This window comes from Aeromonas lusitana, from assembly GCF_002812985.1.
Lineage (GTDB): Bacteria > Pseudomonadota > Gammaproteobacteria > Enterobacterales > Aeromonadaceae > Aeromonas > Aeromonas lusitana.
Genome location: NZ_PGCP01000041.1, coordinates 97,698 through 108,984, shown reverse-complemented (window position 1 = coordinate 108,984; position 11,287 = coordinate 97,698). Strand labels below are relative to the sequence as shown.

11 protein-coding genes and 2 pseudogenes are annotated in these 11,287 nt (G+C 64.7%); 7 read left to right on the top strand and 6 right to left on the bottom strand.

Annotated features, from left to right (window positions below; all coding sequences use genetic code 11):
• Positions 1–10: 10 nt before the first annotated feature.
• Positions 11–88: pseudogene (locus CUC44_RS21470) on the top strand (AraC family transcriptional regulator); the annotation flags it as partial.
• 71 nt (positions 89–159) lie between these two features.
• Here the strand turns inward: CUC44_RS21470 and CUC44_RS21325 are convergent.
• Together CUC44_RS21325 and metJ are read right to left on the bottom strand one after the other, a co-directional pair.
• Positions 160–612: pseudogene (locus tag CUC44_RS21325) on the bottom strand (AraC family ligand binding domain-containing protein); the annotation flags it as partial.
• A 36-nt stretch (positions 613–648) separates the two neighbouring features.
• Entirely contained in the window at positions 649–972 is a 324-nt protein-coding gene (metJ, locus tag CUC44_RS19710; RefSeq protein ID WP_005327165.1) for a met regulon transcriptional regulator MetJ, read from the bottom strand.
• Positions 973–1,182: 210 nt separating this feature from the next.
• Here metJ and metB point away from each other — a divergent pair, with 210 nt between their 5' ends.
• Together metB and CUC44_RS19700 are read left to right on the top strand one after the other, a co-directional pair.
• Positions 1,183–2,352, top strand: a complete 1,170-nt coding sequence (gene metB / locus CUC44_RS19705; RefSeq protein WP_100861561.1) for a cystathionine gamma-synthase — start codon at positions 1,183–1,185, stop codon at positions 2,350–2,352.
• On the top strand, positions 2,353–4,806 hold the full coding sequence (locus tag CUC44_RS19700; protein WP_100861560.1) for a bifunctional aspartate kinase/homoserine dehydrogenase II: 2,454 nt from the start codon (positions 2,353–2,355) through the stop codon (positions 4,804–4,806).
• A gap of 77 nt (positions 4,807–4,883) precedes the next feature.
• On the opposite strand, the gene CUC44_RS19695 is transcribed toward CUC44_RS19700, so the two are convergent.
• Together CUC44_RS19695 and CUC44_RS19690 are read right to left on the bottom strand one after the other, a co-directional pair.
• The gene (locus tag CUC44_RS19695; RefSeq protein ID WP_100861559.1) at positions 4,884–5,573 is read right to left on the bottom strand and encodes an LrgB family protein; all 690 of its coding nucleotides are present in this window, start codon (positions 5,571–5,573) and stop codon (positions 4,884–4,886) included.
• Positions 5,566–5,967 (bottom strand): CidA/LrgA family protein, encoded by a 402-nt coding sequence (locus CUC44_RS19690; protein WP_100861558.1) that lies wholly within the window; start codon positions 5,965–5,967, stop codon positions 5,566–5,568. Before CUC44_RS19690 ends, CUC44_RS19695 begins: the two co-directional genes overlap by 8 nt.
• A 125-nt stretch (positions 5,968–6,092) precedes the next feature.
• On the opposite strand from CUC44_RS19690, the gene CUC44_RS19685 reads away from it, so the two are divergent.
• Positions 6,093–6,983 carry a LysR family transcriptional regulator gene (locus tag CUC44_RS19685; RefSeq protein ID WP_100861557.1) on the top strand — a complete coding sequence of 297 codons (891 nt, stop codon included), beginning with the start codon at positions 6,093–6,095 and terminating at the stop codon, positions 6,981–6,983.
• 88 nt (positions 6,984–7,071) lie between these two features.
• On the opposite strand, the gene pdxR is transcribed toward CUC44_RS19685, so the two are convergent.
• A complete protein-coding gene (gene pdxR, locus CUC44_RS19680; protein ID WP_100861556.1) occupies positions 7,072–8,496 on the bottom strand; it encodes a MocR-like pyridoxine biosynthesis transcription factor PdxR in 1,425 nt (474 codons plus the stop codon).
• A 234-nt stretch (positions 8,497–8,730) separates the two neighbouring features.
• Between pdxR and CUC44_RS19675 the strand changes: the two genes are divergently transcribed.
• The 3 genes from CUC44_RS19675 to CUC44_RS19665 all read left to right on the top strand — a co-directional run bounded on the left by CUC44_RS19675 (position 8,731) and on the right by CUC44_RS19665 (position 10,518).
• Complete coding sequence (locus CUC44_RS19675) at positions 8,731–9,198, top strand: OsmC family protein (protein ID WP_100861555.1); 468 nt, start codon at positions 8,731–8,733, stop codon at positions 9,196–9,198.
• 137 nt (positions 9,199–9,335) lie between these two features.
• Positions 9,336–9,797, top strand: coding sequence for a rhodanese-like domain-containing protein (locus CUC44_RS19670; RefSeq protein WP_100861554.1), 462 nt, complete (start codon positions 9,336–9,338; stop codon positions 9,795–9,797).
• Positions 9,787–10,518, top strand: a complete 732-nt coding sequence (locus tag CUC44_RS19665) for a GNAT family N-acetyltransferase (RefSeq protein WP_244166805.1) — start codon at positions 9,787–9,789, stop codon at positions 10,516–10,518. The genes CUC44_RS19670 and CUC44_RS19665 overlap by 11 nt, the downstream gene beginning before the upstream one ends.
• Positions 10,519–10,597: 79 nt before the next feature.
• Here CUC44_RS19665 and ybaK read toward each other — a convergent pair whose 3' ends face one another.
• Positions 10,598–11,068 (bottom strand): Cys-tRNA(Pro) deacylase, encoded by a 471-nt coding sequence (gene ybaK / locus CUC44_RS19660; protein WP_042643734.1) that lies wholly within the window; start codon positions 11,066–11,068, stop codon positions 10,598–10,600.
• Positions 11,069–11,287 lie beyond the last annotated feature (219 nt).

The window sequence follows — 11,287 nt, the reverse complement described above, 5'->3', positions numbered from 1 at the left end:
CATCCTCAGGGTGCAGCGCCATATCGAGGCTCACCTCGCCGAGCCTCTCACCAACGAGCGCCTCGCCGCCCTCGCCTGCCTCGGCCAGAGTCAGTTCAAGCACGCCTTTCGCCAGCAGCTCGGCATGAGCGTCTCCCACTACATACGGCAGCGGCGCATGACCCTGGCGCGCACCCTGAGGATGCGAGGGGCAAGGGTCGGGCCCATGCCCTGGGTCTCGGCCAGCAGCCCCAGCCAGACCTGCTCCATCCCCGCCACATGGCGATCCTGTGCCACCATCTGGCGCAGGAAGGCGAGGTAGTGGCGCTGGGGCTCGTCCAGTGGGATAAAGGGGCGCTCGGCAAGGGCGGCCGGCAGCCATGGGCTCTCCTGCACCAGAAACGAGAGGGCCGGATCGGCGGCGTAGTCGTGACGAAGGCCCGGCGCTATGACGCAGGCAAAGCCGGGGGAAAGGCGCTGCCCCTGGCCTTGCACCTCTATCTCGATGGGGCCATCGAGGGGGATCACCAGCTGGGCGAAGTCGTGGCTGTGGCTGCTCACATCGTGCTGATAGCGGCGCAGGCTGAACGGAAGGGGCGTGGATGACAATGACGCGGCCAGGGGCCGCGTCATTGAAGGGGGAGGACTCTTTGCCATCTGCTCGGCAGATTATTCGGCGTCGAAGTCTTCAATTTCCTTGCCGAGCGCTTCCATGATGGCGCGGGCCTCGGCAGGGACGCTGTCCGGATGATCCTTGCGCAGGTCATCGTCGCAAGGCAACGGCTGACCAGTAAAGGCATGCAGGAAGGCTTCACAGAGCAGCTCGCTGTTGGTCGCATGACGCAGGTTGTTTACCTGACGACGGGTGCGCTCATCGGTCAGCACCTTCAGCACCTTGAGCGGGATCGAGACAGTAATCTTCTTGACCTGTTCGCTCTTCTTGCCGTGTTCCGCATAGGGGCTGACGTAGTCGCCGTTCCACTCTGTACCCATGATTCACCTGTTCTCATTTGGCCGTGAGCGCGGATTTTAACCCTTACGGAATTAGATGGCAATCCAACAGCAAAGCCATTTAGACGTCTGGAAGTGTTGACGGCTTTTTTGCGCTGGCGTAAGGTGGTTCACCATAGGCCAGCAATGGCAAAAACGGGTGTGGCAGGGAAACCGCGGCATCGCCCAGCGACAGTTCAAGGAGAGAGTGACATGACCCACAAGGCCACCCTGGCGGTACGTACCGGCATAGAGACAGACACCCAGCACGGCGCCGTGGTGCCGCCCATCTACCTCTCCAGCAACTACACCTTCGCCGACTTCGGCGAGCCGCGCAAATACGATTATGCCCGCTCCGGTAACCCGACCCGCACCAACCTGGCGGACGCCCTGGCGGCCCTGGAAGGGGGGGCTGGCGCCGTGGTGACCGGCACCGGCATGGGCGCAATCCACCTGGTGACTACTGCCCTGCTCAAGGCCGGCGATCTGTTGATCGCCCCCCACGACTGCTACGGCGGCACCTGGCGCCTGTTCGAGTATCTTGCGGCCAAGGGCCACTACCGGGTGCAGTTCGTGGATCAGGGGGACGAGGTGGCGCTGGCCGAGGCGCTTGCCCAGAAACCCGCGCTGGTGTGGGTAGAAACCCCCTCCAACCCCTTGCTGCGGGTGGTGGACGTGGCCGCCATCGCCGCCGCTTCCCACGAGGTGGGCGCTCAGGTGGTGGTGGATAACACCTTCCTCTCGCCCCTGTTGCAGCAGCCGCTGCTGCTTGGCGCCGATGTGGTGGTGCATTCCACCACCAAGTACATCAACGGCCACTCAGATGTGGTGGGTGGGGTCGCCATCGCCAAGGAGGCCGCCCTGGCAGACTCCCTAGTGTGGTGGGCCAACTGCCTGGGACTGACCTCGGGGGCCTTCGATTCCTACCTCACCCTGCGGGGACTGCGCACCCTGGCGCCGCGCCTGCGCACCCATCAGGAGAACACGGACCGGATCCTCGCCTTCTTGCAGCAACAGCCGCTGGTGAAGACGATTTATCACCCCAGCCTGCCGAGCCACCCGGGTCACGAGATTGCGCGCCGTCAACAGTCCGGCTTCGGCGCCATGCTAAGTTTTGAACTCGATTGCAACGAGGCGGGGCTGCGCGCCTTCCTGGCGGCCCTCGAGCTCTTCTCGGTGGCCGAATCCCTCGGCGGGGTGGAGAGTCTGGTGGCCCATCCCGCCAGCATGACCCACAGGGCCATGACCCCGGCGGCGCAACAGGCGGCGGGCATCAGCGCCCAGCTGCTGCGCCTGTCGGTGGGTATAGAACACGGCGAAGACCTGGTGGCCGACCTGGCCCAGGCATTTGAACAAGCAGCACTGGCAGAGCAGGTGAAGTAAATGGAACAGCAGCAAGGAGAGGTAGCGGTGGCAGCAGAAGCGGTACTTAAACGGCGCCATGTGCACAAGTTTGGCGGCAGCAGCCTGGCGGATCCCGTCTGTTACCGTCGGGTCGCCGCTATCGTCGAGCAGCAGGTCGGCGGCCATGAACTCATCGTGGTCTCCGCCGCCGGCAAGACCACCAACCGGCTGATCCAGCTGGTGGAGCTGGCGGAAGCCGGCGACGAGGCCGCCGGCGAGGCCATCACCGCCCTGCACGCCTATCAGCAGAGCCTGATCGACGGCCTGCTGGAGGGGGAGCTGCAGCTTCACTTGAGCAAGCAGCTCGCCGACGACACCCAGCTGATCGCCAAGACCCTGGAGGGGCAGTTCGATCGCTTCGAGCGCAACGGCCTGCTTGCCTTCGGCGAGGTCTGGTCTGCGCGCCTCTTGGCCGCCCTGCTCAGCAGCCGTGGCGAGCCCGCCATCTGGCTCGATGCCCGCAGCTTCCTGCGCGCCGAAGACGGCGCCCTGGTCAAGGTCGACACCGCCATCTCCAGCGAACTGCTCAAGGCCCGCCTCGCGGAGCACGCTGGGCGCATAGTCGTGACCGGCTTTATCGCCGCGGATCTGGAGGGGCGCTCCTTGCTGCTCGGTCGCAACGGCTCCGACTACAGCGCCAGCCTGTTGGCGGCGCTGGCGGATGGGGAGTCCACCACCATCTGGAGCGACGTGGCCGGGGTCTACAGCGCGGATCCGCGCCGGGTGAAGGAGGCGCGCCTGCTGGAGCGTCTGAGCCTGGCCGAGGCCAACGAGCTGGCCCGTCTCGGCTCCTCCGTGCTGCATTCCCGTACCCTGCAACCTGTGGCCGACAGCCGCCAGCGCCTGACCCTGCGCTGCAGTTACAACCCGGACGAGGGCTGCACCCATATCCTCCGGCGGGCGCCGCGCTCCGGCGGCGCCCGCATCGTCTCCTCGGTGGATCAGATTGCGCTGATCGAGCTGAAAGTGCTGCCCCAGACCAGTTATGAGCAGACGGTGGCGACCATCGAGGCCCATCTGGCCCGCCATCGCCTCAACCCGCTCACCCTGCAGCGCCAGCCGGATCGGCGGGTGCTGCGTCTGGCCTACACCCTGGAAGTAGCGGAAGGGGCCTTCGAGGTGCTGCGCGACTTCCAGCTGCAGGGCAGCTTCACCGGTCTTATTCAAAAGGAAGGCTACAGCCTGGTGGCCCTGGTGGGCGCCGGCGTGACCGACAACGCCGAACAGTGTCACCGTTTCTATCAGCTGCTGGCGGATCAACCCCTGGAGTTCGTGCAGGTGGCCAGAGATGGCCTGAGCCTGGTGGCCGTGCTGCGCCAGGTGGTGCTGGAGCCCCTGCTTATCGCCCTGCACAGCGCCCTGTTCAGCCGCCCTACCCGGGTCGGCCTGGTGGTGTTTGGCAAGGGCAATATTGGCGGTCACTGGCTCAGCCTCTATGCCCGCGAGAAGACGCGCCTCGAACATGAGCTCAACCTGGCCCTCACCCTGTACGGGGTGTTCGACTCCAAGGGCGGCCTGCTGGACGAGGAGGGGCTGGATCCCCTCAAGGTGCGCGACAAGTTCGACCCCAAGCCGCTGATCTGGCCCGAGCTACTGGGCCAGCTGGAGCAGCACGGCTTCGATGCCCTGATAGCGCTCGACATGACTGCCAGCGAGACGGTGAGCCGTTACTACCCGGACTTCGCCCAACTCGGCATTCACATCATCGCCGCCAACAAGTTTGCCGGTGCCGCCGAGAGCGAGTTCTACCAGCGCATCAAGCAGACCTGCCGCGACCATCAGGTGCAGTGGCGCTACAACGCCACCGTCGGCGCCGGCCTGCCCATCCAGTCCAGCATCCAGATGCTGCGCCAGAGCGGCGATCGCATCCAGAGCGTTTCGGGCATCTTCTCCGGCACCCTCTCCTGGCTGTTCCAGCAGTATGACGGCAGCCGCCCCTTCTCCGAGCTGGTGGACGAGGCCTGGCAGCACGGTCTGACCGAGCCGGATCCGCGCGAAGATCTCTCCGGCCAGGATGTGCGCAGGAAGCTCTTGATCCTGGCGCGGGAGGCGGGCTTCGAGCTGGATTCCGCCGACATCGAGCTGGAAAACCTGGTGCCCGTGCCCCTGCGCAAGGTGACCACGGATCAGTTCATGGACCGCCTCAAGGAGCTGGATGCGCCCATCCAGAGTGCGTTCGAGGGCGCGCAGCGGATCGGCAAGGTGCTGCGCTACGTGGCCCGCTTCGAGCACGACGGCAAGGCGCGGGTCGGGCTGGAGACGCTGGAGCCCCACCACCCGTTCGCGAACCTGCTGCCCTGCGACAACGTATTCGCCATCGAGAGCGACAGCTACCGCACCAACCCATTGGTCATTCAGGGGCCGGGGGCGGGGCGCGAGGTGACGGCCGCCGCCATCCAGTACGATCTGTGGCAGATCTGCGCCAGCCTCTGATGGTTGAGAGCAATGAAGAAGAGGCGCCCCGGGGCGCCTCTTCTGTTTGTGTCGCTGGATGGCGTGACAGGGGGGCGTTACCAGAGCACCTTGCCCAGCAAGGGGGCGAGCAGCACGGTCGCCATGCCGGCTATCATCATCACCATGCTGGAGACGACCCCCTCCTCGTTGCCCATCTGATACGCCTTGGCGGTGCCGGCGCCGTGGGCGGAGGCGCCAAAACCGGCCCCCTTGCCGAGGCGGCTGCGAATGGCGAGTACCGCCAGCACGCTCTCCCCCACCGCCATACCGATCACCCCGGTCAGCACCACGAACAGGGCGGTGAGATCGGCGTTGCCCCCCACGGATCGGGTCGCCTCCACCGCGAAGGGGGTGGTGATGGATCGCATGGCCATGCTGCGTTGCAGCAGGTCCGGCAGCTCCAGCCAACGGGCCAGCAGCACTGTGCTGCCCACCGCCATGATGACGGAGGCGATGACCCCCACCGACAAGGAGAGCCAGTGGCGACGCATCAGCATGCGGTTCTCGTAGACGGGCACAGCGAAGGCGACGGTGGCGGGCCCCAGCAGCCAGAGCAGCCAGTGGGATTCGGCCATGTAGTCCTGATAGGGGATCTTGAACAGCATGACCACGGCCACCAGCAGGGCGGGGGCCAACAGCAGGGGCATCAGCGGCAGTATGCGCTTGCGGGCATAGAGCCACTTGCTGGCGTAGTAGAACAGCAGGGTGAGGGCGAAGCAGAGCAGGCCGAGCAGGGTATCAGACATGGCGGCGACTCCGGCGGGCCAGCATGAGTTCGAAGCGATAGACTCTGTCTACCACCAGTGCAGTAGTGCCAAGCACCAAGATGGTGCTAATTACCAGCACCAACATGATGCGCCATCCCTCTTCAAGCAGCAGATCCTGATAGTTGACCACGGCCACCACGGCGGGGACGAAGAACAGCAGCATCTCCGCCAGCAGCCAGCGGGCGCCGGCGCTGAACCACTGGGCCTTGACCACCCCGAGCATGATGCAGGCGAGCAGCAACAGCATGCCGGTGAGGTTGGCGGGCAGGGGCAGGTGCAGGGTGCGCACTGCGGTGTCCGCCAGCAGCCAGATGCCGGCCAGCAGGACGATTTGGAAGACGGTTTGCAGCCAGTTAAGGCAGAAGGTTTTCATGATGGAGGTCTGTCTGTGAATCTGATCACAGTATAAGAGGGTGGTAAACCTGCAAAAAATGAATTTAAATTATGAAAAATATGCCAATTAGGCATTATTTAGATTCCACCACCACGAGTCCCACCATGGATATCCGAGCCCTGCGTTACTTCGTCGAACTGGTGCGGGAGCAGAGCTTCACCCGCGCCTCCGAGAAGCTGTTCGTCACCCAGCCCACCATCAGCAAGATGATCCGCAACATGGAGGAGGAGCTGGGCCAGCCTCTGCTGAACCGGGAGGGGCACAGTTTCACCCTGACCGACAGCGGCCAGGTGCTGTTCACCCACGGCCAGCTGGTGCTGGCCCAGATGCAGCAGTTGGAGGCGGAGCTCGCCGACTTGCAGAGCCTGCAGCACGGCCGCTTGGCCCTCGGCATCCCGCCCATGGTGGGTCACGTCTACGCGGATCTCATCCGCGCCTATCGCAGCCGCTATCCCAAAGTGGAACTCTCTATCGTCGAATATGGCGGGCGGCGTATCGAGCAGGCGGTGCTGGAGGGGGAGCTGGATCTCGCCATTACTATGCTGCCGACCAAGGAGGAGGGTGCCCTGAGCGCCCTGGAGCTGGATTGCTATCCCATCCAGGTGGTGCTGCCCGATCTGCCCCGCTGGCGGGATAGAACCGAGATCCGGCTGGGGGACCTGAAAGAGGAGCCGTTTTTGCTCTACACCCAGGCCTTCACCCTGAGCGAGCGGCTGGAGCAGGCGTGCCAGCAGGCGGGTTTCACCCCCCAGGTGGCGGCGCGCAGCAGCCAGTGGGATTTTCTCACCGCCATGGTGCGAAGCGGCATGGGAGTCGCCTTCCTGCCCGAGCCCATCTGCCGGCGGCTGACCCCGGACGGCCTGGTGCTGCGGCCGCTTCGGCCCGAGCTCAGCTGGCGGCTCGGGGTGATCTGGCCGGCCAAGCGCTACCTCTCCCGCACCGCCGAGGCCTGGCTCGAGCTGTGCCGTGAGAGTCAGTCTATGGCGACTTCTTGAGTCGCAAACGCGAGCATGGGGCCGTGCTCTGCCTCATTGCTAGACAAGCGGGCCGCGTCTCGCCAAGTCGTGAGACAGAGGCGCAGGGCTAGCCCCTCATCATCTCACCCAGCCGGCGGCAGAGCCGGCGCAGGGTCTGGTTATCGAGACAACCGAAGCCGAGCAACCAACCCTCCCGGGTTCGCTCTCCCAGGTGAAACTGACCCAGAGGGCGCAGTCCCAGCCCGAGGGCGTTGGCGGCCGCCGTCCAGCGCGCCTCGCCGCCGGGGGGCAGCAGCACGGCGCACTGCAGGCCGGCGCCGCTGTGAATGGGAGTGAGCGCCGGGCAATGCTCGGCGAGTTCGCGTAGCAGCAGATCCCGCCGGCTCTGGTAGACGAGCCGACTCTGGCGCAGGTGGGCGGCGAAGTGGCCGGCGCGGATAAAGTCTGCGGTGACCGCCTGCTGCAACTGGTTGCTGTGGCCGTCGATGGCGGCGCGCGCCCGGCCGAAGGCCTCCATCAAGGGGCGTGGCAGCACCAGATAGGCGAGGCGCAGGGAACCGAACAGCACCTTGCTGAAGGTGCCCACATAGATGACCCGGCCCTGCCCATCCAGCCCCTGCAGGGCGGGCAGGGGGCGCTGATCGTACTGATACTCGCCGTCATAATCGTCCTCCAGCACCCAGGCCCCCTGGCGCTCGGCCTCGGCCAACAAGGCCATGCGGCGCGGCAGGCTCATAGGCACACCGAGGGGATACTGGTGGGCCGGGGTGCAGTAGATGAGCCTGGGCTTCGGGTGCTCCCCCGCCGGGTTGAGCCCCTCCTCATCCACGGGCACAGGGTGGATGCGGGCGCCGGCGCTCTCCATGGCGGTGCGCGCCCCCGGGTAGCCGGGATCTTCCACCCAGACGCAGTCTCCTGCGTCTATCAGCAACTGGGTCGCCAGCATGATGCCCTGCTGGGAGCTGGTGAGGATCAGGATCTGATCTGCCTCGCATACCACGCCGCGGGACTGCACCAGATAGCTGCTGATGGCTTGGCGCAGCTCAGGCAGCCCCTGGGGATCCCCGTAGTTCATCCAGTCGCCGGCGCGCTGGCGCCACTGCTGCTGCATCAGTCGGCCCCAGAGCTGCTGGGGGAAGAGGCGGGGATCCGGCTGGCTGGAGGCAAAGGAGCTGCCCACCTCGGGCACCTCCTCGCAGGCGCCCCCCGCCGCCATCTCCTGACCACGGCGAGAGAGCCCTGCCGCCGACTGGGGCGGGCGCGGGGCTGGCCGCACCGCCGCCAGCGCCACGAAGCTGCCGGCCCCCACCCTGCGCACCAGATAGCCTTCCGATTCCAGCCGGCCGTAGGCAAGCTCCACAGTGCTGCGGGAGATGCCGAGATCGCTCGCCAGCAGACGGCTCGCGGGCAAGCGGCTGTGCTGGGGTAGGTGGCCCGCGAGTATGGCTTCTCGCAAGGTGCGCACCAGCTGTTCATGGAGGGGAAGATCGCTGTGCTGCTGGTGGGCGAAGAGCGTGGGTAAGACCGTCATGGCTGGCTCCCATCGGCTTCCCGTCGGGTGCGTGCCAAGTGTTCATGGCGAGGCAGATCAGTTTGCTGCTGGTGGGCGAAGAGCGTGGGCAGGACCGTCATGTCGGCCTCCGGTGAAAGGGAAAGGAAAGCGTAATTGGTCTGCTTATATTGGCAAAATTGGTCGGGGTGGCAAGGCCATTCTCTCGCTACAGTGAAGTCAGCGTTCAGGTCTTAGCCATCACAAGGAGTCGGTATGTTGGAATTTGGCGCCATCATCAGCTGGCAGCGGGGGGAGGATGAGTCCTTCGTTGATCAGCGCTACAGTCGGGCCCACAGCTGGGAGTTTGACGGCGGCGTGCGGGTGCCCGCCTCCTCCTCCCCACACGTAGTGCCCTTGCCCTATTCGGTGGCCGAGAATGTCGACCCCGAGGAGGCTTTCGTCGCGGCGCTCTCCAGCTGCCATATGCTGACCTTCCTCTGGCTGGCGGCCAAGGCGCGCTATCGGGTGGAGAGCTATCAGGACGAGGCGCTCGGCATCATGGAGACGGACGAGCGCGGTCGCCAGTCCATCACCCGGGTCAGGCTGCGCCCCCGCATCGTCTTCGGTGGCGAGCGGCAGCCGAGCCTGGCCGCTCTGGAACAACTGCATCATCAGGCCCATGAGGAGTGCTTTATCGCGAACTCGGTGAGGACTGTCGTCACCACAGAGATCAGAACCTGATCGGGGCGGACAGTTGTCACTACCGAAATCAGGCCCTAATCAGTGTGGACGGTTATCACCACGGAAATCAGGCACAAATCGGTGGTATGAACCCTAGTCACCACCGAAATCAGAAACGAGTCGCAAGGAGCATCAGGATGAGTCAGGTATTGAGTACAGGGGTGGCGAGCCCGGTGGAGGCCAGCGCATTTTTTGAAGCCCAGCTGAAATACCGCACCGATCCGGCGGATCTGGCCGCGGATCTGCTGAGTGGGGAGGCGGGTGAGGACGGAAAGATAGTGGTGATCGACACCCGCTCCCCCGCCCACTACGCCGAGGGCCATATTCCGGGGGCGGTTTCATTTCCCCATCGCACCATGAACCCGGCCAGCACGGCGGCCCTGCCGCGAGACAAGGTCTATGTCTGCTACTGCGATGGCATCGGCTGCAACGGCTCGACCCAGGGGGCCTACAAGCTGGCGGCGCTGGGCTTTCAGGTAAAAGAATTGATCGGTGGCCTGCACTGGTGGCGTCAGGACGGCTTCGCCGTCGCCACCGGCAGCGAGGCCGGGTTTTTGCAAAAAGAGATGTTGGAAGGAGGGATTGCCTGTGCCTGTTAAGCCGCTTATTACCCATATTACGAACGAGTTCGATCAGCCCGTTGGCACCGAGGTGCTGGGCTGGACGGGGGCCGAGTTTCCTCCCAAGACGGTGATGAGCGGCTGGGGCTGCCGGTTGGAGCCGCTGGATCCCGAGCGCCACTGCGCTTCACTCTGGCAGGCATTTGGTGCCGACAGCGGGGCCATGTGGACCTATCTTACCAGCGGCCCTTTCGAGGATGAATCGGCCATGCTGGCTTGGCTGCAACAGAGCGCCGCCAAGGCGGATCCCCAGTTCTATGCGATTGTGGACGAGGTGAGCGGCCAGGCGCTGGGGCTCGCCAGCTATCTGCGCATCGATCCCGCCGCTGGCAGCATAGAGGTGGGTTGGCTGCACTTCTCCCCCGCCATGCAGCGCACCCGCCTCTCTACCGCGGCCATGGCGCTGATGATGGGCAACGCCTTCGCGCTTGGCTACCGGCGCTACGAGTGGAAGTGCAACGATCTCAACTGGCCCTCCCGCCACGCGGCGTTGCGCCTCGGCTTCAGCTATGAGGGCACCTTCCGCCAGGCGCGGGTGGACAAGGGGCGTAGTCGGGATACCGCCTGGTTCTCGGTGATCGACGGCGAATGGCCGGCCCTGAAAACGGCCTTCGAGCGCTGGCTGGCGGATGAAAACTTCGATGGGCAGGGGCGCCAGATATTGCGCCTCTCCGATCTCCGCCTGCCGCGCCAAGACTGACCAGGCTAGGCCCATAAGACTAAGCCCATAAAACGAGAGAGGCCCCGCATTGCGGGGCCTCTCTCTTGCACGCTGTGACTTAGTCGTGATGATCGCCAATCGGGGCGGCAATCCACTTCATCAGGGTCAGCATGTCCTGGGGCGCCACTCCCACCGAGAGGCCGCGCTTGCCACCGCTCACCAGGATCTCGTCATACTGCATGGCGGAGTCGTCCAGCACGGTGGGCAGCAGTTTCTTCTGGGCCAGGGGGCTGATGCCGCCCACCTTGTAACCGGTCAGCTTCTCGGCCTCCGCCGGCTTCATCATCTCCACCTTCTTGAGCCCAGCCGCCTTGGCCAGCTGCTTCAGGCTGCACAGGCCGGAGGAGGGGACTATGGCCACCACCGCCTGCTTGTCGTGGTGGGCGATCAGGGTCTTGAACACCTGCGCCTCCGGCAGGCCGAGCTGGGTCGCGGCATGCTTGCCGAAATCGTCGTGGGCCTCGCACTCGTAGGGGTAGAGCTTATGGGGGATCTTCAGCTTTTTCAGCAGGTTGATAGCGGGGGTCATCAGATTTCCTCGAGCCGGGACAAGGCCAAACAGTCTGCTCCTGCTGGCCACAAGATACAAGACGTTACTCTTGGCCGCTCTCTCTTGAAGGTCGTCATCGGCTTATTGCGATAAATTCGATGAATTAAGATCTTACCCATCGGAGTGCCGGACTTGCGTCTAGATGAGAGGGTTTTATTGGATTTGTGTCGATGACGGCACTTAGGGGCAGATTGTCGA